The organism is Laspinema olomoucense D3b, assembly GCF_025370785.1.
GTDB lineage: Bacteria > Cyanobacteriota > Cyanobacteriia > Cyanobacteriales > Laspinemataceae > Laspinema > Laspinema olomoucense.
This window is the reverse complement of the sequence record NZ_JAMXFA010000050.1, coordinates 21,292-43,194: the sequence shown is the minus strand read 5'-3', so window position 1 is coordinate 43,194 and position 21,903 is coordinate 21,292. Positions and strand designations below refer to the sequence as shown.

19 protein-coding genes are annotated in these 21,903 nt (G+C 48.4%); 12 read left to right on the top strand and 7 right to left on the bottom strand.

The genetic code is table 11. The annotated features are described in order from the left end of the window. Positions 1-487: 487 nt before the first annotated feature. Together NG792_RS25500 and NG792_RS25495 are read right to left on the bottom strand one after the other, a co-directional pair. Entirely contained in the window at positions 488-1,978 is a 1,491-nt protein-coding gene (locus NG792_RS25500; protein WP_317619524.1) for an ankyrin repeat domain-containing protein, read from the bottom strand. Beyond that, entirely contained in the window at positions 1,975-2,109 is a 135-nt protein-coding gene (locus tag NG792_RS25495) for a hypothetical protein (protein ID WP_261198626.1), read from the bottom strand. The genes NG792_RS25500 and NG792_RS25495 overlap by 4 nt, the downstream gene beginning before the upstream one ends. An 83-nt stretch (positions 2,110-2,192) precedes the next feature. Here NG792_RS25495 and NG792_RS25490 point away from each other — a divergent pair, with 83 nt between their 5' ends. Both NG792_RS25490 and NG792_RS25485 read left to right on the top strand, forming a co-directional pair. Continuing rightward, positions 2,193-2,666 carry a DUF4079 domain-containing protein gene (locus tag NG792_RS25490; protein WP_261198625.1) on the top strand — a complete coding sequence of 158 codons (474 nt, stop codon included), beginning with the start codon at positions 2,193-2,195 and terminating at the stop codon, positions 2,664-2,666. A gap of 50 nt (positions 2,667-2,716) precedes the next feature. Next, positions 2,717-2,905, top strand: a complete 189-nt coding sequence (locus NG792_RS25485) for a hypothetical protein (RefSeq protein WP_261198624.1) — start codon at positions 2,717-2,719, stop codon at positions 2,903-2,905. A 56-nt stretch (positions 2,906-2,961) separates the two neighbouring features. Here the strand turns inward: NG792_RS25485 and NG792_RS25480 are convergent, their stop codons facing one another. Then, the gene (locus tag NG792_RS25480; protein WP_261198623.1) at positions 2,962-3,717 is read right to left on the bottom strand and encodes a DUF1997 domain-containing protein; all 756 of its coding nucleotides are present in this window, start codon (positions 3,715-3,717) and stop codon (positions 2,962-2,964) included. A 175-nt stretch (positions 3,718-3,892) separates the two neighbouring features. Continuing rightward, positions 3,893-4,036 (bottom strand): hypothetical protein, encoded by a 144-nt coding sequence (locus tag NG792_RS25475; protein WP_261198622.1) that lies wholly within the window; start codon positions 4,034-4,036, stop codon positions 3,893-3,895. Positions 4,037-4,066: 30 nt separating this feature from the next. Between NG792_RS25475 and NG792_RS25470 the strand changes: the two genes are divergently transcribed. The 4 genes from NG792_RS25470 to NG792_RS25455 all read left to right on the top strand — a co-directional run bounded on the left by NG792_RS25470 (position 4,067) and on the right by NG792_RS25455 (position 10,141). After that, positions 4,067-4,726, top strand: coding sequence for an NAD(P)H-binding protein (locus tag NG792_RS25470; RefSeq protein WP_261198621.1), 660 nt, complete (start codon positions 4,067-4,069; stop codon positions 4,724-4,726). A gap of 463 nt (positions 4,727-5,189) precedes the next feature. Next, positions 5,190-5,897, top strand: coding sequence for a glycoside hydrolase family 24 protein (locus NG792_RS25465; protein ID WP_261237255.1), 708 nt, complete (start codon positions 5,190-5,192; stop codon positions 5,895-5,897). A gap of 254 nt (positions 5,898-6,151) precedes the next feature. Then, positions 6,152-7,705: a M48 family metallopeptidase gene (locus NG792_RS25460; protein ID WP_261198619.1), complete on the top strand. Its 1,554-nt coding sequence runs from the start codon at positions 6,152-6,154 to the stop codon at positions 7,703-7,705. Between the two features lie 339 nt (positions 7,706-8,044). Continuing rightward, positions 8,045-10,141: a serine/threonine-protein kinase gene (locus tag NG792_RS25455; RefSeq protein ID WP_261237253.1), complete on the top strand. Its 2,097-nt coding sequence runs from the start codon at positions 8,045-8,047 to the stop codon at positions 10,139-10,141. Positions 10,142-10,363: 222 nt separating this feature from the next. Here the strand turns inward: NG792_RS25455 and NG792_RS25450 are convergent, their stop codons facing one another. After that, complete coding sequence (locus NG792_RS25450; RefSeq protein WP_261237251.1) at positions 10,364-11,806, bottom strand: hypothetical protein; 1,443 nt, start codon at positions 11,804-11,806, stop codon at positions 10,364-10,366. A 465-nt stretch (positions 11,807-12,271) separates the two neighbouring features. Here NG792_RS25450 and NG792_RS25445 point away from each other — a divergent pair, with 465 nt between their 5' ends. From NG792_RS25445 to NG792_RS25435, 3 genes are all read left to right on the top strand, one after another. Continuing rightward, complete coding sequence (locus NG792_RS25445; RefSeq protein WP_261237250.1) at positions 12,272-13,804, top strand: SagB/ThcOx family dehydrogenase; 1,533 nt, start codon at positions 12,272-12,274, stop codon at positions 13,802-13,804. 458 nt (positions 13,805-14,262) lie between these two features. Continuing rightward, on the top strand, positions 14,263-14,523 hold the full coding sequence (locus NG792_RS25440) for a UPF0175 family protein (protein WP_261198615.1): 261 nt from the start codon (positions 14,263-14,265) through the stop codon (positions 14,521-14,523). Then, positions 14,507-15,058 (top strand): PIN domain-containing protein, encoded by a 552-nt coding sequence (locus tag NG792_RS25435; protein ID WP_261237248.1) that lies wholly within the window; start codon positions 14,507-14,509, stop codon positions 15,056-15,058. Before NG792_RS25440 ends, NG792_RS25435 begins: the two co-directional genes overlap by 17 nt. Positions 15,059-15,100: 42 nt before the next feature. Here the strand turns inward: NG792_RS25435 and NG792_RS25430 are convergent, their stop codons facing one another. Together NG792_RS25430 and NG792_RS25425 are read right to left on the bottom strand one after the other, a co-directional pair. Next, positions 15,101-15,589 (bottom strand): PIN domain-containing protein, encoded by a 489-nt coding sequence (locus tag NG792_RS25430; protein ID WP_261198613.1) that lies wholly within the window; start codon positions 15,587-15,589, stop codon positions 15,101-15,103. Continuing rightward, positions 15,586-15,837 (bottom strand): UPF0175 family protein, encoded by a 252-nt coding sequence (locus NG792_RS25425; protein ID WP_261198612.1) that lies wholly within the window; start codon positions 15,835-15,837, stop codon positions 15,586-15,588. The genes NG792_RS25430 and NG792_RS25425 overlap by 4 nt, the downstream gene beginning before the upstream one ends. 559 nt (positions 15,838-16,396) lie before the next feature. Here NG792_RS25425 and hsdR point away from each other — a divergent pair. Genes hsdR through NG792_RS25410 form a run of 3 tightly spaced genes read left to right on the top strand, consistent with a single transcriptional unit; the run spans position 16,397 to position 21,576 of the window. Next, on the top strand, positions 16,397-18,784 hold the full coding sequence (hsdR, locus tag NG792_RS25420) for an EcoAI/FtnUII family type I restriction enzme subunit R (RefSeq protein WP_261237247.1): 2,388 nt from the start codon (positions 16,397-16,399) through the stop codon (positions 18,782-18,784). A gap of 33 nt (positions 18,785-18,817) precedes the next feature. Next, on the top strand, positions 18,818-20,242 hold the full coding sequence (locus NG792_RS25415; protein WP_261237246.1) for a class I SAM-dependent DNA methyltransferase: 1,425 nt from the start codon (positions 18,818-18,820) through the stop codon (positions 20,240-20,242). Next, positions 20,242-21,576 carry a restriction endonuclease subunit S gene (locus NG792_RS25410; RefSeq protein ID WP_261237245.1) on the top strand — a complete coding sequence of 445 codons (1,335 nt, stop codon included), beginning with the start codon at positions 20,242-20,244 and terminating at the stop codon, positions 21,574-21,576. Before NG792_RS25415 ends, NG792_RS25410 begins: the two co-directional genes overlap by 1 nt. Positions 21,577-21,903: the final 327 nt, after the last annotated feature.

Sequence of the window (21,903 nt, the reverse complement as noted above, 5' to 3'; positions counted from 1 at the left end):
CTAGGGCGTCGGGAAAATTTTAGAATGAAACAGCCCTACCCCTCCTGTGGGGGGGAATTACCACCCCGCCCCTTTGGGGCACCCCTCCTGTGGGGGGGAATTACCACCCCGCCCCTTTGGGGCACCCCTCCAAGGGAGGGGAATTACCACCCCGCCCCTTCGGGGCACCCCTCCAAGGGAGGGGAATTACCACCCCGCCCCTTTGGGGCACCCCTCCAAGGGAGGGGAATTACCACCCCGCCCCTTTGGGGTACCCCTCCAAGGGAGGGGAATTACCATCCCGCCCCGAAGGGGCACCCCTCCCTTGGAGGGGAATCAGCCCCAAAATTCCCCTCCTGTGGAGGGGTGCCCCGTAGGGGCGGGGTGGTCCTTAGTTTAAACTTAGGAAATCAGACCGAAAACCCTTGGGCTGTAAAGCTTATGGGGTAATGAAAATTTTAGAATGAAACAGCCCTACCTCCCCTCTTAGGGGAGAGGTCTCTTCTGTTTATTCTTGAGTTCCGGCATTCCGGAGCGATCGCGCCACTTTTTTGTAGCCATTAAACTCCGCGATCGCCAAGGCGGTGTAACCTCCGCGATTTTTAAGATTAACATTGGCACCGGCAGAGATTAAAAGGTACACCGCTTCCTCAAAACCCCGATGAGCGGCCCACATCAAGGCGGTGGCCCCAGCTTCATCTTGACGGTTGACATCGGCACCGGCAGCAACAAGGACCTCGATAACTTCGGTCAAATTGCGATCGGCAGCTTTCATCAGGGCGGTTCTGCCTCCGGTGGAGACGGCATTGGGGTTGGCACCGGCTTTTAGTAAGACTCGGATGGTGTCCAGATGGCCGAGTTCAGCGGTGGCGGTGAGGGGGGTTTCGTCAAAGTTGGTGGGGTTGACCTCTGCACCCTTGTGGAGGAGGGCCGCCACGATATCGGCGCGATCGTGCAAGGCGGCGACAAATAAGGGGGTATCTCCCAAACGATTGCACCGTTGGAAATCGGCACCTCTATCGAGTAACAGGTTGACCACATCGCCATACCCTTCGACTACAGCCCAATTTAAGGCGGTTTCTCCGTCGCTATCGCTGGCATTAATCTCGGCACCGGCATCCAGCAGCGATCGCACCATCTCCCAATGGCCGCCAGATGCCCCAGCCATCAGGGGGGTAAAGCCATCGAGATTTTTGACATTGACATCGGCACCAGCGGCCAGTAGGGCGATTACGACCTCGGTATGGCCGCGATCGCTCGCCAGTAGCAGGGGAGTTTCAGCATCTTTATCCGTAACATTGGGGTTAGTCCCGCCCGCTAACAAGATTTGCACAATGGGCAGGTCCCCGCGTTCTGCCGCTTCCAGCAAGGCACTGCCGCAATCGTATTTTTGACAGGAGAGACCCTTTTGGATCAGCAGTTCTAACAGTTCCGCATTCCCCTTCTGGGCGATGCGGAATAAGAGGGAATCGAGGTTGGAGATCGCCTCTAAATTCGCCTCTGCTGCCAGGAGAGACCGAACAATAGCAATATGACCCTCGACAATGGCAAGTTTGAGGGCGGTATCGTCATCTTTATCTTTGATATTGGGTTGTGCACCTTGGGCTAACAGCAAATCGGCGATCGCTGGATTGCCTTTGAGTGCAGCCACCATCAGTGCCGTACTGCCATCATCATTCCGGGCGTTCACCTGTGCTCCCGAGGAGAGTAACAGGCGGACCACATCAATCTGATGATTAGCTGCCGCGAACATCAATGGGGTGATGCCGTACTTTTCTCGGGGAAGATTCGCATCGGCACCGGCTTCGAGCAAGTGACGGGCGATTTCTGTGTAACCTTTTTGGGAGGCAAACATTAACGGGGTTGTGCCTTCTCGATCTTTGGCATTGACACGAGCACCCTCAGCCAGCAGAGTAATGACTTGATGAATGTTGCCAATTCGAGCCGCCTGAATTAATAAGAGATCCTGGTTGGAGAGCATTTGCTGCGATCGACTCAATCTCGGGGTAATTTAACGGTATCGCGAAAGGAGCCGACAATCAACCGCGATCGCAAAGCAGATATTCCCAAGAGCGATCGCGCCGGATCCCCGACTGCTACAATAACGCCGCTTTGTTCAGGTAGGGCCACCCTTAAGGGTGGGGGATTTTCAAGTCTCCAGACCCAAATTATGATAAGTTTTATGAAGATCCTCATGCCATCTGGAGAACACCATGACCATAGAACTGCCCGCACCGTTACAAACGGGATTGACCTTCTTCCACCCCTTGTTGATGTGGGTGTTATTTGGACTCTCTATTTATGCCCTTTACCTGGGAGTGAAACTCAAGCGCACCAGGCAAGCTACCGGAGAAGAGAAAAAAGAGCTGATTAAGGGCAAATACAATATTAAGCATTACCAAATCGGGTCCGTGATGTTGGCCCTGATGGTATTCGGCACCGTTGTGGGTATGGCTGCCACTTATGTGAATAATGGCAAGCTGTTTTTTGGTCCGCACCTGCTTGTGGGCTTAGGCATGACCACAATGGTGGCAATTTCCGCCTCCCTCGTGCCCTTCATGCAGCAAGGAGTTGCTTGGGCAAGAGTGACTCATGTGGCGATGAATATGACCTTGCTCACCCTGTTTGGCTGGCAAGCCTTCACGGGATTGCAAATCGTGCAAAAGATTCTGAGCAGTGCTTCCTAAGACGCCGTTACAGTCTTAGATTAGCTAGGACAAGAAACCCGATTATCCTCGTGACGTGGCTGAAGCCGCGTCACGCTCTTAAGGAGGCTCCTCTGCCTCCGGTCCCCAAACAAGGGCTAATCGCTGCCTATTTTACTTGTCACTGCTTCAACTCTTCACCAGCGCTAGAGGCGGCAGAGCCGCCAATTGTGCGTGACGCGGCTTCAGCCACGTCACGAGGACCCGAGGCGATCGCCTAGGATGCAGCCACCTCCGGTCCCTTCCCCACGATAGCGGGGAGGGGACCGGATATTTGTTAGGGCGTTTCGCCTTCCTCGGGGATCTCGTCGCCAGTGCCATTGGAACCGCTACATTGACGACATAGATCGAAGTTGGAGGTTTTGGCGCGTTTTTTCTTGAAGAGTTCCAGGCGATCGCGCCCGATGGTGGAGTGAAAATCTTCCTGGACTTTGTAGGTTAAGCGACGGGAGACTTGTTTAACGATTTGCGCCAAGAGGCGATCGCCAGTTTTTTGGACGAGGGGGAGGGGTAAGGCATGAATGAACTTGGGAAAACAAACCCCCACCTTTAAATCTAAATTCCACTCCACCCGAGTCATAGTGGCGGGTAAGTCCTCAGTGTGGCGGAGTTTGATATTAGAATAATCTGCCGGAATTTCTACCAATTCCTGGGCTGCTTTAAACTCTACGTCATAACCTGGGGGAACATAATCTGGAATCGCGATCGTTTCGATGAGATAAACCCGATTTTGTTGTGGCAAGAGGTTCAGACCAATTTTCGGTTCCACTTCATAACCGAGTGCACCAAAACGCCCAATAGTTAGAGCATAGCCATTTTCCCCTAAAGCATCTGCCTGCATCGGACGAGCACAGCGTTTAAACCATCCTTGGTGAACGTCAAAATAGGCAGCAACGGTTTCCACATCGGCATACATTTCCATGCATCCGACAAAATGAGTCTGAAACCACATCGGTTCACAAGCAACGGAGGTAGATGCCTCGCGATCGCCATCGATGGATGTTTGCTTATGGTTTAAAATATCTGACTGCATAACCGCTTCCCTGATTGAGGGTTTGTGTTTTTGTACGACCACCGAGGTGGCTGGATGCTATTTTCTCTACGTTATCTTGTCCTTGGAAGGGAGGAAATCCGTAATTCTGCCCGACTTTCCTTGATTGGGGTAAGCTTCGCCTTGACTGGAATCAAGGTTGAGCTGGCATCCGTTTCTATAATAAACAATCACCCAAGGAAGGTTCTGTGATGTAGATATCCGAACCTAGGCGATCGCGATCGGCCCCCAAATTTTTTAAACTAGAGGAGGTTTGGGGTGCTAACTGCTGCCCCCTATTGCAAAACAGCAATAATTTCACATTCAATCCATAATTTTACCGAAAAAACTGATGAAAGCATTTGTAGCGGGTGCCACGGGACAAACGGGACGACGAATTGTCGAAGAATTGGTCAAGCGGGGGATTCCTGTGCGCGCATTGGTGCGGAACTTGGAGAAAGGTCAGCAACTCTTACCTCCCCAGGTGGAGTTAGTGGTGGGGGATGTCTTGAATCCCCAGAGTCTCAAAGAGGCGATCGCCGATTGTACTGTGGTGTTATGCGCCACGGGTGCAACTCCCAGTTTTGACCCCACGGGACCCTATCGCATTGACTATGAAGGGACCAAGCACCTCGTGGATGTCGCCAAAGTCAAGGGAATCGAACATTTTGTTCTGGTTTCCTCCTTGTGCGTCTCTAACTTATTCCATCCGCTCAATTTATTTTGGCTGATTTTAGTCTGGAAAAGACAAGCGGAAAAATATATCGAAAACAGCGGTTTAGCTTACACCATTGTTCGTCCAGGCGGATTAAAAAATACCGAAGATGAAGCCGCGATCGTCATGAAATCTCAGGATAAATTATTTGAAGGGAGCATTCCCCGAACTAAAGTCGCCTTAGTCAGCGTCGAAGCCCTATTTCAACCGGCTGCCCGAAATAAAATCGTGGAAATTGTCACCAATGCGGAAGCACCAGCCCAAGCATTCCCTGAGCTATTTGCCAGTGTGGTTTAATTCAAACACGGTTAGAATTAGGCGTAATCTGGGCTAATCAACCTGGATATAGCAATTTTCCCATTCATGAGGTACGTCTATTCGCTCCCCCCAGAGATCCCCCCCTGCCCCCCTTTACAAGGGGGGAGCCAGAGGAATAAATGTTTCTATCACGGGGGGGACCTGGAAAATTCCCCTTGAAAAAGAGGATTTGCCGGGAAAGTCCCCCTTTTCAAGGGGGATTTAGGGGGATCCTTAAGGTAATTCACCAACCAGAGAAAGGCTCTATATACTTCCATTAAGAGGGTGCGTGACGAACCTGACGCAAGGGGCATTTAATATCGGAAAATAGCCCCGACTGGCTCCAGGTTTTCCTTAAATTAGAACCTAGAAAACCAACTGCATCAAGCAGAATTACATCGGTTTAATAAAACCTAAAATACTGGAAAATCAACCCTAATTCCTGAATCATTCATCATCCCTTATGGTTTCTGAATCTTCTTTAAAACCCTTAAAATCGAGTCAAAACCCGCTAGTTAAGCGGCGAAGAAAACCCCCGAAATTCAGACAGTTTGTCTTGTTGCTGGCCGGGGCGATCGCCTTGCCTATGCTGTTTTATAACGTCATCTTTCGTCGCACCGAACCCCTGCCGCCCGCAGTGATGGCCCCCTTACCGCCCTTAGTCATGGAGGATGGTGACCCCTACATCCGCGCCCTGATGCGAACCATTTCCGCCAGTGAATCCAACGTGGACCAGCCCTACGCCGTGATCTATGGCGGCCAATATATTGACGACTTCAACCGCCATCCCGATCGCTGCGTGCGAATCGTCGCCGGACCCAATCTCAACAACTGTAGCACCGCTGCCGGTCGCTATCAGTTTATCACCACAACCTGGGAAGAAATGGCCGAACGCTACCACCCTAACCCCGACGGCACCTGGTTTTGGAAATCCTATAGTTTTGAACCAAAATTCCAAGATAAAGTCGTTTATGCGTGGCTAAAAGATGAAGAAGCGTGGGGAGTGAACATTTCCGAATTATTGAAACAAGGAAAATTAGATGAAGTCTTATATCTGCTCTCGGGAACTTGGACCAGTCTCGGCTACGGGATTGAAACTAATTCCATGAGCGCCTATTTACCCACCATTTATCAGCAACTCCTGGAAGAGGAACTGGAAAAATCCATGTAAAGCTATCAAAAACCGGATTTTGGTCTCGGGAAGCGGGTTTAAAGCTCCTTCATCTTTGATGTTGCACTCTCCAAGGAAACTCATGATTCAGATTCGGGTTCTAAGAAGCTAATACCAAATCCCATTGTCAAAGACCTGTTTTCTCTCTTAGCCCGCGTAGGCGGGCTTTGTCCGTATAGCCCCAGCCTTGAGGGTGCGGGCTAAAGCGTGAAACCCTATCATCATCCCTTACCCAATCGAGAGGAACCCCCCCAATGAAACGATTTCGGCACGCGCTATGGGCAACAGTTGGAGTGGCTTTATTCCTCAGCATGAATTTGTTGCTGACCTTTGCACCCGCTTACTCAACCTTGCCACCTACCGGGGTAACTGCACCTCAGAGCAAAATCCCCACTTTCTCCAGTTTAAAACAAATGCTGGAACTGGCTTTCGAGCCGGGAACCCCAGAATTTAATACCCTCGTGGAAGCCGATCGCCTCTTCCTCGCCGGAGACACCCAAGGGGCAGAACAACTTTATCGCCAGGTAAAAGGGGAGTTTTCCCAACCGCGAGGGGAACAGGCGATCGCTCAACCCATCAGCGATCCTGAACAATTATCCGGCGCGGGTCGAGTCTATTGGCGCGAAGCACAAGCGGGATTTGAACAACAGTTAGAAACCCGAATTTTTGTCCCGTTACAGCAATTAGTCGAAAAACATCCGGAATTTATTCCCGGTCATGTATTGCTCGTCCAAGCCTTACAACAGTACGGAAGAGGAGACGAAGCCCTAGCTGTTTTAGAACGCGCTACCACTCTTTATCCCAACGAACCGGGATTAATTCAAGCGGAAATTTTGGCCTTACAAATGGAAGAGAAATGGTTGGAATCTTCCATTGCGGCAAGGCAATTTGCAGTGCTGTATCCGGAACATCCTCAAGCTGCCGAATTTAAGGCGATCGCTGATGATGATTTAGGTCGTTACCGTTCTGGAATTCGCCGCCGCTTAATCGGTCAAACCCTCGTCACCGGCGCACTCTCCATCGGGGATTTACTCCTCACGGGAAACGTTGCCGGAACCATCCCCGCCCTTCAACTCACCATGCTGTTGATGCAAGGAGAAGCCTCATTTGGTAATCAACTGGCGGAATCTTTCCAAAAGCAATTACCAATGGTCGATGACCCGGCTATCGTCAGTTACGTCAATGAAGTGGGTCTGAAAATGGCTAAATTGATGGGACGGGATGAATTTGAGTATGAATTCTTCGTGGTCAAAGACAAAAATCTCAATGCCTTTGCCCTTCCCGGTGGTAAAGTGTTCGTGAATACCGGCGCACTCCAAAAAATTAACAGCGAAGCCGAACTGGCTGGTTTACTGGGTCATGAAGTGGCTCATGCTGTGTTGTCTCATGGCTATCAGCGCGTGGTTCAAAGTGCCCTACTTTCTAACTTAAATCGGGTTGTGCCAATGGGGGATTTAATTGCTGCCCTAGTCGGTCGCGCTTACAGCCGCCAAAACGAACGACAAGCCGATGTTTTAGGCTCAAGAGTCTTAGCGAATAGCAATTATGCCGCCGATGGTTTACGCAACCTGATGGAAACCTTCACGGAATTAGATGGCGGTAGTCGAGGGATTTTAAACTGGTTATCTTCTCACCCCGCCTCTAGCGATCGCCTCCGCTATTTGGAAGAGTTAATCCAGCGCAATGGTTACAACCGTTACGCCTTTGAAGGCGTCGAACGCCACGCCCAAATCCAAAGCCGAGTGGAAGAACTCTTCCCCGAAGAAGAGGCAGGCAATGCAGTCGAACTTTTCCTAGCTGGGGCATAAAATCCGCACAAATTCACCCCAACTCCTTTTAAAAAGAGGGGATGTTATCAAAAAGGCGCAAGGTTATCCTTGCGCCTTTCTCCTTTTATAGTGGCGACTTAAAATTAATTCAGAAAAATCAAAAAACTTCCCCTCGTTTGTAGTAACAACTTCAGTCGTTCTCTGGTCTTATTCTGTTCAGTAATTTGGGGCAGCAATTCTGGACCCAATCTCCCCTCTAAATCCCTCCACTCTCCCACCTAGGTCCCAGGTTGCTCATTTGTTTAACCTATGGCAAAATGAGTCAAATGCTAGAATAGCCCGTTTCTACCCTCGCCGTAACGAATCATGCTCGGAATCATGCTCGGAACAACTCTCGGTGGACGTTACAAGATTATCAACTCCTTGGGAAGCGGGGGTTTTGGGGCAACTTTTATCGCGCAGGATTGCCACCTTCCCGGGGCTGCCCCTTGCGTAGTCAAGCAATTAAAGCCCCAGTCTACGGATCCGAACACCCTGCAAATTGCCCGACGGTTATTCGATACAGAAGCGCAATCCCTGCATGAGTTGGGAGGGCACGATCGCATTCCCAAATTGTTCGCCTATTTTGAAGAAAACCAAGAATTCTATCTGGTTCAGGAGTATATTGAAGGTCAGGATCTCAGTCATGAATTGACGCCTGGGGAAAAGCTGGATGAAAAAGCTACCCTGGATTTAATCCAAGAATTGTTAGAAATTTTAAAATTTGTTCAGAGTAGAAATGTCATTCATCGGGATATTAATCCGCGCAATATTCTCCGCCGGAATTCCGATAAAAAATTAGTTTTAATTGATTTTGGTGCGGTTAAACAAATTACTACCGAACTGCTAAATCCAAATGGTAAACCGGGATTTAGTGTCTGTATTGGCACTCCCGGTTATTTACCCTGTGAACAAGCCAATGGCTTTCCCAAACCGAGTAGTGATATTTATGCGGTGGGAATTGTTGCCTTGCAAGCCCTTTCGGGTTTATTACCTCATGAATTTCCGAAAGATCCAGAGACGGAAGAAATCAAGGTTGCGGAATTGGTGGAGGTGAGTCCGGAATTTATCAAGGTATTAGAACGGATGGTCCGGTACGATTTCCGGGAACGTTATGGTTCAGCAACGGAGGCATTACAGGCGATCGCCGATTTAGAAAAGCCCACGATGATGACAGTTTCGGTCCCTGGGGTTGCGCCGCTGCCTCAACCTCGCTTTAATTTTTCTAAAAATCAATGGGTTTTAGGGGTGATTTCCTGCGGTATGATTGGGGCGGGAATGATTGCGGGTTCTGTTTTTGTTTGGAATAAAATCAAATCAGTAAATGCCAGTGAGTTGTACCAGCAAGGGCATACCTTATATCATTTAAGCCGGTATGAAGATGCCTTAAAACACTATGAAAATGCCATTGAAATTAAGGCGGATTATGTAGAAGCCTGGAAAGAAAAAGGGGATACCCTCTCTCGATTAAATCAGAATGAAGCAGCGATGGAGGCTTACGATCACGCTATTCAATTGAATCCCCAATATCTGGATGCTTGGATTCGCCGTGGGGATGTTTTAAATAAATTGCAGCGGTATGACGGGGCGATCGCCAGTTTTGAAAAAGCCTTAGAATTGGTTCCGGAATCCGCTGAGGCATGGAATGGCAAGGGCAATACCTTACTGAGTTTGCAGCGATATGAAGAGGCGATCGCCGCTTATGATCAAGCCTTAGAATTTCAACCGGACTCCTCAGAAGCCTGGTATGCCCGGGGATGGGCTTTTCATCAATTGAAAGATTACGAAGCGGCCTTAAAATCCTATGATAAATCTGTAGAATATCAGTTTGATTATGCCGTGGGATGGTATAATCGCGGAAATGTCTTAATGCAATTGAATCAAGAAAAAGAAGCCGTAGAGTCTTATGATAAAGCGGTGCGATTTCAGCCGAATTATGCTCAAGCTTGGTACAGTCGCGGAAATGCCTTAATGAAGTCTAATGACTATTCTGAAGCCGCTAAATCTTATGAACAGGCGGTTAAAATTCAGTCGGTCTATCAGGAAGCCTGGTATAATTTGGGGTGGGCTTTGCACCAGCTACGCCGCTATGAACAGGCGATCGAGGCTTATAATCAGGCGATCAACTTGAAGAAAACGGACTATCGCGCTTGGTACAACCAGGGAAATGCGCTTTATAATTTGAAGCGATATCAGGAAGCGGTTTCTTCCTATAATGAGGCGGCTTATTTGAAGCCGGATCATGCTGAATCTTGGTATGGGAAAGGGAATGGGTTATCCACTTTAGGGCAGTATCAAGAGGCGATTTTGGCCTATGATCGGGCGTTGCGATATCAACCCAATTATCAGGCGGCTATAGAGGGTAAGGAACGGGCCCACAGGCAGATAGAACAACGGGAAAAAAGGGATTCTCCTGGGGAGGGCGATCGGGGCTAAACCCACAGCCAAAAGGGTCTGGCTATACAAACAAAGCCCGCCTGCGCGGGCTAGAGTTAATTTTTCAAGACTTACGCATATTTGGAGAAACAACCTTACCTGTAGGGGCAATTCGTGAATTGCCCCTACAGTTTTTAGCCCGCGCAGGCGGGCTTTGTGCCTGTAGCCCCACCCTTAAGGGTGCGGGCTACAGCAAACCTTTTAAAATCAGATTCCGTATGATTAAGGAGTGGGTAAGGGGAGTTGACTCGGATTGAGACGGACCCTGGGTTTAGAGATGATGGCGAGGGGGTCGCCGATGGTGGTGATTTTCCAGGGTGGGGATTCAAGTTGACGGGCGGCAATCAGGAATGGGGTGCTTCGTTTGAGGCGGCGGGCGAGGAGAGAGGGGGGGATAAAGGCGTGTAAGAAGGGTTCATGGACACTTCCTACATATAAATATGCGCCATTTTCTAGCCAGCGACCCGCGACGGTATTGCGATCGCCGGGAGTGGTGGCGGACCAACTGTGAATAAAATGCACGATCGCCGGGTATTTCAGTTGCGGAATATCCTCCACCGATGCATCTCCTCCTCCTGCCGCAAATACCGTAGACATTCCTTTAGAATTCACCCAGATCGTATCAAAATTCAGGTCTGTTTCCTTCAAGTTTTTCCAGGTTTCTACAGTAGCTTGGGGTCGTTGAATGACTTGAACATTCAGGCCAATTTCAGACACCAAAACCGCCGCTTGGTTCATTTCATATTGAATCCAGGGTTCTTCTTTGGGATAGCTATCATAAAATAGGGCAGTTTCAGCATCGATAAAAATAGCGGACATGGCTTGATACACCGCCCGGGCAGGAGTTCCATAAATCCAGCCGACCGCTGCCCAGCGATCGCCAGTTTCATGGCGTCCTAATCCGTCAGTTACGGCTAAATCTACCTTAGCATTTTGAGAAGATTCATATTTAACCGCTAATTCTTTGACCAGGGTCACCGTATCGATCGCATCTCCCAGGGTATCGTAGGCATATCCGCTTCCTTTGACCAGAGTTTCTATCTCGGTTTTTAAAACTGTCCAAGTGCCTTGGTCTAAGCGTTCATTGACTTGTCCGAAATCCCCTTCTAAAAACACCAAAGGCTGACCGCGATCGCTGGCTAAAGCCACTGCCGCAGGCCATGCGGGGTCCGTTCCAGAGGTGACGACTGCCCCTGGGGGTTCCCATCCCAAATTGTCCCATTGACTGTTGAGGGAAAAGCGATTAGGGGCATCCCAGGCAGCAGCAACGGCATTTTGCATCCCTTGTCGCAAAGCTAAACCCGTGGGTAAGGGCGTATTCACTGCCGGTAAGCGAATCACTTCCTGGGGTTGGAAGCGATCGAGAAACAGCTTTGTATATTGAGTATCTTCAATTAAAATCGGCCAGCGACCCTGGAGACTCCATTGGCGAATCGCGAAGAGAAAGGTCGCCTCATCAGGGACCAAGACCACGCGGTCCACCGTCGGAACGCGATCGCGCAATTTAGCAATTTTTAGCCCACTTTGGACGGCCCAAGGTTCATTTTTGGCGGATTTCGGTAAAGCAAAGGGTTTTGGTTCTATGGATCTATAAATCCACCAAGACCCAGGGACCATAACCACAATTGCCAGACAGCACCATTCTAATAGCCAGCGCGGGACCATGTTTTTAAGAAAAGATAGGGGAGGGTGGGGAAATGGGGGAGATAGGGGGGATGGGGAAGATAGGGGGATGGGGAAGATAGGGGGATGGGGAGATAGGGAAGATAGGGAAGATAAGGGGATGGGGAAGATAGGGGGGATGGGGAAGATAGGGGGATGGGGAAGATAGGGGGATTTTGCTGCACTTCCTCTGGGGGTGGGACTGAAAAAACTGAATCAGTTTTGTGATGGAGTATTTCTACTTAATTTTAGAGAGAATCAGGCAAAACGGTAAACTAACTAACATTATCTTAATCTTTGGCAGAAAATCTGCCTCAGCAGTAGAAAAAACCCTGTAACCGCTTGCAGTGGAAGGGAACTGGCCTCTTCAACCTTGGAGGTTTATCGAGAGTGCAGCAAATTTGGGACTCAGGGATGTCAAGATCGAGGATGAAATGAAGACTGTTCCTCCATACTTGACTCAAACTTATGTCAGAACTGCCACTCTCCATCGCCCAGCATTATCACGATCGCACCAAATACGATCCCGATACCCTAGGGGCCAAAAGTCATCAACTCGACTGGGAAAATCAGCCGGTCCCCTTCAAAGAATATAAAATCGGGGCCACCATTGACCTCAAACCCTATCTGAAAAAAGAACCCGATGGGGGGAAAGATTTGGCCCGCAAGGGGTTAACCCGACTATCACGGTTGCTATTTTGCACCTATGGTTTAACCGCGAAGCTGGCAACCATGACCGGAAGTCAAATTTATTTAAGATCCGCACCCTCTGCCGGAGGACTGTACCCTGCCGAAGTGTACTTACTTTCCAAGGGAACCCCGCAATTACCCCCCGGTTTGTATAACTATCAAGCCCAAAATCATTCTTTAATTCGATTTTGGGATAGCGATGTGTGGCCTGCCTTACAAGCGGCGACCTTTTGGCATCCTGCGTTAGAACATACCAGACTAGCGATCGCCACCAGCGCAGTGTTCTTCCGGTCCGCTTGGCGTTACCAAGACCGCGCCTATCGCCGGATTTTTCTGGATACAGGGCATCTGCTGGGCAATCTCGAACTCGCGGCATCCTTAACGGACTACCGACCTCACCCGATCGCCGGATTTAACGATGATGCACTCAACGAGTTGCTTTACCTCGACCCCACTCACGAATCCTTAATCACCTTTATCCCCCTAGCGGATTTACTCGATATCGACCAAAATCTGCCGAAATATCGCACCGCCTTACCTTCGGCAACCCAAACGGACTATCCCACGATTCCCGATGGGGAATTGCTGGAATACTGCCATCAGGCGACTAAAATCAACTCCGACAAGACAGGAATCGGGGGGTGGTCTCTCAGCGACGAGGAAGAACCAGAGGAGGATAAATATAACTTCCCTTTCTGTAGTAAAGTCTCGACTAAAACCCGCCCAATTGACTGGCGAACTAATTTAGAAGGTCTGGAAAATACAATTTTGAAACGGCGTTCAACTCGTGCCTATTCAGGGGCACCGCTGTCCTTTGATGAGCTCAAAGCATTGTTGGATTTTACCTATCATTCAGAACATTACACCTATCAGAATTTAGATGCGTATCCCGACTTTTTTGATTTAGAGGATATTCAAACCTTTATTGCCGTTTCCTCGGTAACAGGTTTAGATGAAGGCTGTTATTATTACGCGCCGAAAGCGGAGGAACTGCGGCAAGTGCGGTTTAAAAATTTCCGCCGGGAATTGCATTATCTGTGTCTAGGTCAAGATTTGGGACGAGATGCCTCGGCGTTGGTGTTTCATACCGCAGATTTAAAGAAGGCGATCGCAAAATATGGCGATCGGGTTTATCGGTACTTGCACCTGGATGCGGGACATCTGGGACAACGGCTGAATCTGGGGGCGATTTATATGGGATTAGGAGTCAGTGGCATCGGCGGATTTTTTGACGATCGCGTCAATGAAGTTCTCGGCATTCCTGCTGATGAAGCAGTCCTGTATATCACCACCCTCGGCAAACCCCGATAAATCTATTACTTCCGGTCCCCTCCCCTTGCCAAGGGGAGGGTTAGGGTGGGGTTCTTCTTGGCAGAAGTTGACGCATAAACCCGGTTTCTTGAGCTTGAAAGTTAATAATGAGGGTTAGAAACCGGGTTTCTTATCCAGATTTTTGATAAGTTGCAAAAGTTGACGCATAAACCCGGTTTCTTGGGCTTGGGAGTTAATAGTGAGGGTCAGAAACCGGGTTTCTGGCAGCATCTCTATTCCTTCACCAAGATTTAAAAAAGAAATCCGGTTTCACCAGTCGCGGGGATGGGGTAAAATAGGGATGCTATATCCTACCCAGTGCTAGGCTATGGATTAACAACCTGTGCAGGCTTATCTCTCCCTGATTCAAGAACGCCTCGGCTGTCCGGGTGAGGTATTCGGTGGAGGTAGCGAGAGTGATTAATGAATGTCTTTATAAAATGATGAGGTGATGGTAGATGCAAGCTATTAATATACAAATTCCCATCGAATTAATTGAGCAAGGTGAAAGAGCAATTTTGGAACAAGTTGCCATGCAACTTTATGAAAACAAGATATTTACCTTTAGTCAAGCCCGTCGGTTATTGAATTATTCCGTGTGGGAATTTCAAAAACTGTTGGGGGAAAATCATATTGTTCGGCAATACGACCAGGATGATTTAGCTGAGGATATTGAAGCGGTAAAATCAGGATTGTGGGATAGTGAAAATTATTTGTAATGCTACACCTTTGATTAATTTTGCCAGTATTAACCGCTTAGATCTCTTAAAATTTCTGTTTGTTGAGATGGTCATTCCCCAAGCGGTTTACTCAGAAACGGTTGAATCAGGATTTCGTAGTTCTGAAACCATTGTTAAGGGAATTGAAGCCGGTTGGCTTAAAGTTAAGTCGGTGCCGGAAATGCCAGACTCCATCTCTTTAGAATTAGATGCTGGGGAAAGGGAGGTGATTGCTTTAGCACGGACTCAACAAAAAACTAGGGTTTTCTTGGATGAAAAAAGAGCCAGAAAAGTGGCTCAAGGTTTAGATTTGAAAGTGATTGGCACTTTAGGAATTTTGATTTTAGCCAAACAAAACCAGATTATCCCCAAGGTGAAACCGCTGTTAGATTCAATGATAACGGAAGCTCAATACTGGGTTAATCAATCTCTGTATGACAATGTTTTGCAAGCTGTTTCTGAGGATGAAACTGAGAAACTTTCTCCGGGGGTAGAGGATAAAAACGAGGGGATGAGGGAAAACCCCGGTTTTTGAGTGTTTTTAAAGCGGTATTAGGTTTGTAAAGAGACTGGCTTTTTATTCTTCTTTGGCCAAGGCTAAAATCTCCTGATAGAGTGGCGAACTCACTCGAAAATTTGCGTCACGGATGAGGCTATTCATCACGGGTTTAACTTCCCCAATTAATTGGCTATGTTTAGCCCGGATTAAGATTCCCAGGATGCCAATGATGGGAATTCCCAATTTTTTGGCTTCTCGTCGTCCTAAACGCTCATCAATCAGCAAGCTATCAGCTTTCAGTTCAACCGCTAGGCCGATCGCGTAAGATTCACCCGGATCCAGTCCTTGCGTGCGCTGTAATTGTTCGGCTAGAGAGGAATCATTGAGGGATTGAATTTGAATCCATTGCTGGGACAAAATATTGGTGATTCTGGAGTCAGGTGCGACTGCCAACTCATCCGCAACAACCGGGGGAATGATTACTAGCTGGTAGAGTTGCGGTAACAGGCTCAAATGGTTAATTAGGGCAAGGTTACACAGAGATGATGTATCGCTAACGACAATCATAACCAACCTTGCTCACGCAGATATTGGATGTCTTCCTGAAAGTCTTCAACATCGTAGTGAATACAAATGCCACGACTCGCAATCAGTTTTTGAAATTCTATCACATGAAGTCCCGCGATTTTGCTGGCGCGACCGAGAGAAATGCGTTCTTGTTGAAACAAAGCGATCGCAATTTCTCGCAGCCAGTCCGATTCAGTAAACTGGCTAGTTTCAGCGATGTCATCAGGAATCTCAAGGGTGAGTTGCATAAAGTGATGGGTTAGGCATGGATTCACCTTCTCATTGTAGCAAGGTGCAAGTCACCGGGTTTCTCAGTTTGAGTTGTGAGGGTTCGGCCAAAAGAAACCGGGTTTCTAGCAGTCTTTGGATTCCTTCACCAAGATTTAACAAAGAAACCCGGTTGCTGAGGGTTGGGAATGGGGTAAAATCGGAGTGCTAGTCCCCTACTCGATGGGCGGCTATGGATGAACACCGATCGCAGGCGGACCTCGCCCTCATTCAAGAAGTCCTCGCCGGTCCCGGTGGGGAGAACAAATTCTTAACCCGGCGATCGCGTTGGTGGATGAGGGTTTTGTCCAGGTGTGCGAGTGGGTGGCGGTGCAGTGGCAGGAAGGGGGAAAGGAGAATCATACCAAATCCGCTTGTTAAAAGTCGTTTTTATCCCATAGCGGGCTGAGGCAGGCTTTGTCCGTGTTTACCCACCCTTGAGGGTGTGGGTTTTTATAGGTCTTTGAAAACCGGATTCCGTATCAGGGGGGGTTTTGGCGAGATTTGGCGCAAAGCGTTATGTTTATAGGCTTGGACTAAATGACAAACAAGAAAGATCTATCAGAACGCGATATTTGCACTAAGTTTATCACCCCTGCTCTGGAAAAGGCGGGCTGGGATATGCAGAAACAGGTGCGCGAAGAAGTCAATTTCACCGATGGCCGCATTTATGTGAAAGGCAACCTAACCACCCGTGGCAAGCGCAGGCGGGCAGATTACATACTTTACTATAAGCCGAATATTCCCGTAGCAATCATTGAGGCTAAAAATAACAAGCAATCGGTGATGGCAGGTATTCAGCAGGGACTGGAATACGCTACTATTCTCGATATCCCCACGGTATTCAGCAGTAACGGTGATGGGTTTTATGAACATGACCGGACCGCCGCTAGTGGCAGCGTTGAACGAATTATCCCCCTTGATGAATTCCCCACACCAGACCAACTATGGGAACGCTATAAACGCTACAAAGGCATTGTCACGCCGGAAGTTGAGCGCATCAGTGCCCAGGATTATTTCTTTGGCGGCATCAGCCACAGCCCCCGATACTACCAGCAAATCGCCATTAACCGCACCGTAGAGGCGATCGCCAAAGGTCAGGAACGCATTCTGCTGACGATGGCTACGGGCACGGGCAAAACCTACACCGCCTTTCAGATTATCTATCGCCTATGGAAGGCCGGTGTCAAGAAACGGATTTTGTTTTTGGCTGACCGCAATGCATTAATTGACCAAACAGGCCGGGGTGATTTCCGTCATTTCAAAGATAAAATGACGGTGATCAAACACAAGAAGATCGACAAATCCTACGAAATCTATTTGGCGCTTTATCAAGGTCTCACCAACTACGATGAAGACAAGGATGCTTACCGCGAATTCAGCCCGAATTTTTTTGACTTGATTATCATTGATGAGTGCCACCGTGGCAGCGCTTCGGAAGACAGCGCTTGGCGCGAAATTTTGGATTATTTCCAAACGGCCACCCATATCGGCCTGACGGCTACACCCAAAGAAACTGAAACCATTTCCAGTACAGAATATTTTGGTGATCCAATTTATACCTATTCGCTCAAGCAGGGCATAGAGGATGGTTTTCTCGCTCCCTACAAGGTGCTGCGCGTTGGCTTGAATGTGGATTTAGAAGGCTGGCGACCCGAGGCGGGAAAAAGGGACAAAAGCGGCCAATTGGTGGAGGACCGCATCTACAACCGCAAGGATTATGACCGGAACCTGGCGATCGATGAACGGACAGAGGCGGTGGCTCACAAGATCACTGAGTATCTAACGAAGACGAACCGTTTTGACAAGACTATTGTATTCTGTGTGGATATCGACCATGCCCAACGGATGCGGGCTGCATTGGCTAATGCTAACAGCGACCTGATGGCACAAAATCCCAAGTACGTCATGCAGATTACGGGCGATAATGAGGAAGGCAAACGCGAGTTGGATAACTTTCTTAATCCTGAAGAACGCTACCCGGTGATTGCCACAACTTCCAAGTTGATGACTACCGGGGTTGATGCCCAAACCTGTAAGCTGATTGTGCTCGATAGCAATATTGACTCCATGACGGAGTTCAAGCAGATTATCGGGCGGGGCACTCGCATTAATGTGGAATTTGGCAAAACCTTTTTCACGATTCTCGATTTCCGCAATGTTACCGAATTGTGTGCCGATCCGGATTTCGATGGCGACCCGGTGCGCGTGAAAGAACTGGGTGAAGGGGATGAATTTGAAACACCCGAAGACGAACTGGCTGGAGGGGAGGTCATTACGGACGAAACCGGCGAAGAAGTCATTTTCGAGCCGTCCAGGGAGCCACCGGAAATCATCACCGGGGGCGACATCATCAGCGATCGCCGCCCCAAGGTCTATGTCAATGGTGTTAACGTCGCTATTCTCAACGAGCGCATCCAATACATGGACGGTAATGGTAAACTGATGACCGTCAATATGAAAGATTACACCCGTGAGAAAGTGCGTGAACAATACCAGTCGCTGAATGATTTCCTCACTAAATGGCAGAATGCTGACAAAAAACAGGCCATCATCGATGAGCTAACTGAACAAGGCATCGTGCTGGAAAACCTCAAAGAAGCCATCGGCAAGGAAATGGACATTTTTGATATGATTTGCTACACGGCTTTTGATCAGCCCCCGCTCACCCGTGCCGAGCGTGCCAAACAGGTCAAAAAGCGGGATGTGTTTACTCAGTATGGTGATCAGGCGCGCAAGGTGCTGGAGGCTCTGCTGAACAAATACGCCGACGAAGGCATCGAAAACATCGAAGATATCAAGGTGCTGAAAGTCAACCCTTTTGACCAGTTCGGCACCCCGACTGAAATCATCAAATTATTTGGGGGCAAGCAGCACTACTTGCAAGCCTTGTCCCTACTGGAAAAAGCGCTGTATCAAGCGGCGTGAAGCACTAACAAGAGAGCGGTCAATTCATAATTCATGGCAAACGTATCAGGCATCGTAAAATCCACCCGCAACATCATGCGGAAAGACATCGGCACCGGCAGTGACGAGTTACGCATTCTGCAATTGGGCTGGATGTTGTTTCTGAAAATCTTCAGCGATAAAGACAAAGAGCTAGAGTTGATGGACGATGACTACACTTCGCCCATTCCGGCTGAACTGCACTGGGATGAATGGGCGGGTGATGATGAAGGCATGACGGCTGATAAGCTGTTGGAGTTTGTAGATCGCAAGCTGTTCCCAACTCTGTCAGCGATTGACCTGTCCACAGCCAATCGGCGGGCGGTGCTGGTGCATGAGGTGTTTGCTAATAATTACAACTACATGAAATCCGGCATTCACCTCCGTCAGGTGATTAACAAGCTGAACGAGATTGATTTCAACAACAGTAAAGACTTGCAATTGTTCGGGCAGATTTATGAAGCCTTTTTGAGCGAGTTGCAAAGTGCGGGCACCCTGGGAGAGTTCTACACCCCACGCGCCATTACGCAGTTCATGACGGAGATGGTTGACCCGACTCACGGCGAGATTGTGCTCGACCCGGCTTGCGGCACGGGTGGCTTTTTAACTGCTGTGATTGAACATCTCAAAGCGACTGTTAAGACTGTGGCGGAGCGCGAGGCTATTGGTGAGAATGTGCGCGGATGGGAATATAAACCGCTGCCTTATATGCTGGCGAATACCAACTTAGTGCTGCACGATGTTACTACGCCCAATATTCGGTTTGGTGATTCCCTGGAACGCCCTTTAACTGAATACACCTCTAAAGATCGGGTGGATGTGATTCTCGCGAATCCGCCTTTTGGGGGTGTGGTTTCCAACAACAATGAAAACAATTTCCCGCAAACCTACCGCACTAAAGAATCAGCGGATTTGTTTTTGATTCTGATTATTCGGCTGCTGAAGGAGGGTGGACGGGCGGCTATTGTGTTGCCGGATGGTTCACTGACAGGCGATGGGGTGAAGCAACGTATCCGCGAGAAGCTGTTGGAAGATTGTAATTTGCATACCATTGTGAGGTTGCCCAATTCGGTATTCCAGCCCTATGCCTCAGTGGCAACCAATTTGCTATTCTTCACGAAGGGTAAGCCGACGCAAAAAATTTGGTATTACGAACACCAACTACCGGAAGGATACAAAGCTTACTCGAAAACCAAGCCGATTCAGTTGGCGGAGTTCAAAACCCTGAAAAGCTGGTGGGAGAATCGTGAGGAGAATGAGCAGGCTTGGTTGGTGGATGTTGATACAATTAAGGCTAATGGCTATAACCTCGACATCAAAAACCCGCACCGCCCCGAAGAGGAAAAGCAGTACAGCAGCAGCGAATTACTCGACTTACTGCATCAATCTTTTTTAAAGGGCGATCGGTTGCTGGAACAATTGCGTAAGGAGTTGGCGTAGTGGCAACCTGGAAAAAAGTAAGAGTTGGCGATTTTCTGTTTGAGCGAGAAGGTCGCTATAAGCCTAACTCGCAGGAAATTGCAGAGCTTCCAAGAATTGATAAAATTGATTTTTCTGGGAACTTCCATATCGCAAACAAGCCCAGCAAAACTGATATGATCTTGATCAAGACAGGCGATCTGGTTATTTCTGGTATCAATGTTGCTAAAGGTGCACTTGGCGTATATCACGGGCAAGAGGATGTCACAGCGACCATTCACTATTCTTCGTACACTTTTGATGAAAGTGTGATTAGTGTTGAGTATTTCAAACGCTTCTTGAAGTCACCACTATTTATCCAATTGTTAAAGGAACAAGTGAAGGGTGGTATTAAAACTGAGATTAAACCCAAGCATCTTTTGTCGCTTGAAATCATGCTGCCGGAGAAGCAGGAGCAGCTTGTTATTCTCAAGCGTTTTCAGTGCATCGAAAACGAACACAAGGAGCTTAAATCCGAACTCACCCACCAACAAACTCTGCTGAAAAAACTGCGCCAACAGATTTTGCAGGAAGCTATCGAAGGCAAGCTAACTGCCGACTGGCGATCGCAAAATCCCGATGTGGAACCCGCCAGCAAACTGCTCAAACGCATCGCCATCGAAAAAGCGCAACTCGTCAAAGCCAAGAAAATCAAACCCCAAAAACCGCTGCCGCCTATCACTGATGAGGAAAAACCATTTGAACTGCCCAAGGGTTGGGAGTGGTGTCGGTTGGGAGACTATGCGTTTTTTGAACGAGGGAAATTTTCGATTAGGCCAAGGAATGATCCTACTTGCTTTGGTGGCGAATACCCTTTTATACAAATTGGAAGTTTAAATGAATCAGGCTCTTTAATCAATGATTTTAAGCAAACATTAAACGAAAAGGGGTTCGCAGCTTCCAAGCTTTTTGAAAAAGGAACAATTGCCGTTGCGATTGTTGGCGGAACAATTGGAAATTTAGGAATTCTTGGCTGTGATATGTGTTTTCCGGACAGTATGGTAGGAGTTCGCCCCAACCCAATGAAAAACCAAAAATTCATTTGGGCTTTATTGAGATATTTCTATCCAGTGATAAAGAAAGCAGCCTACCAAATGGCAGGCCAGCCAAATATCAAACTGCCAACTTTGAATAATTTGGTTTGCGCTCTTCCCCCACGAGAAGAGCAGGCCGCCATGTTATCGAAAATTGACAAACTGCTCGCCCTCTGCGACCAACTAGAAAGCCAAATCACCCAAAACCAAACTCACGCCGAACAACTGATGCAGGCAGTATTAAAAGAAGCCTTCAACCATAACAGCGAATCAACGGGATAATCTCAATCAACCACCCCTCACCCCACCCCATCCGTTTCTGATTGGATTATTGGGGAGCATTATTTGTTCATTTGGGGCGTGGTGGCTAACGGAGAAATTGATTAACCGAGGGAAAAATAAATCGGATAAAAAACGGTAAAATGAATCCTCAGAATTGTAGGGCGTTGTCCACTTTAATGTCGGTGGGCCGTGCTACTCTAGCTACTGCCCACCCTACTTGGCTTATTCAAAAGCGGCGATCGCCGCCCAATGAACGGGAGTAAGAAACCCGGTTTCTGAGGGTTGGGTAGGGGGTAAAATTGGAGTGCTATCCCCTACCCGGTGCGC

Excerpts from the sequence above, each read along its gene's own strand:
- NG792_RS25490 (WP_261198625.1), top strand. The coding sequence starts at position 2,193 with ATGACCATAGAACTGCCCGCACCGTTACAAACGGGATTGACCTTCTTC.
- NG792_RS25480 (WP_261198623.1), bottom strand. The coding sequence starts at position 3,717 with ATGCAGTCAGATATTTTAAACCATAAGCAAACATCCATCGATGGCGAT.
- NG792_RS25470 (WP_261198621.1), top strand. The coding sequence starts at position 4,067 with ATGAAAGCATTTGTAGCGGGTGCCACGGGACAAACGGGACGACGAATT.
- NG792_RS25465 (WP_261237255.1), top strand. The coding sequence starts at position 5,190 with ATGGTTTCTGAATCTTCTTTAAAACCCTTAAAATCGAGTCAAAACCCG.
- NG792_RS25460 (WP_261198619.1), top strand. The coding sequence starts at position 6,152 with ATGAAACGATTTCGGCACGCGCTATGGGCAACAGTTGGAGTGGCTTTA.
- NG792_RS25455 (WP_261237253.1), top strand. The coding sequence starts at position 8,045 with ATGCTCGGAACAACTCTCGGTGGACGTTACAAGATTATCAACTCCTTG.
- NG792_RS25450 (WP_261237251.1), bottom strand. The coding sequence starts at position 11,806 with ATGGTCCCGCGCTGGCTATTAGAATGGTGCTGTCTGGCAATTGTGGTT.
- NG792_RS25445 (WP_261237250.1), top strand. The coding sequence starts at position 12,272 with ATGTCAGAACTGCCACTCTCCATCGCCCAGCATTATCACGATCGCACC.
- NG792_RS25440 (WP_261198615.1), top strand. The coding sequence starts at position 14,263 with ATGCAAGCTATTAATATACAAATTCCCATCGAATTAATTGAGCAAGGT.
- NG792_RS25430 (WP_261198613.1), bottom strand. The coding sequence starts at position 15,589 with ATGATTGTCGTTAGCGATACATCATCTCTGTGTAACCTTGCCCTAATT.
- NG792_RS25425 (WP_261198612.1), bottom strand. The coding sequence starts at position 15,837 with ATGCAACTCACCCTTGAGATTCCTGATGACATCGCTGAAACTAGCCAG.
- hsdR (WP_261237247.1), top strand. The coding sequence starts at position 16,397 with ATGACAAACAAGAAAGATCTATCAGAACGCGATATTTGCACTAAGTTT.
- NG792_RS25415 (WP_261237246.1), top strand. The coding sequence starts at position 18,818 with ATGGCAAACGTATCAGGCATCGTAAAATCCACCCGCAACATCATGCGG.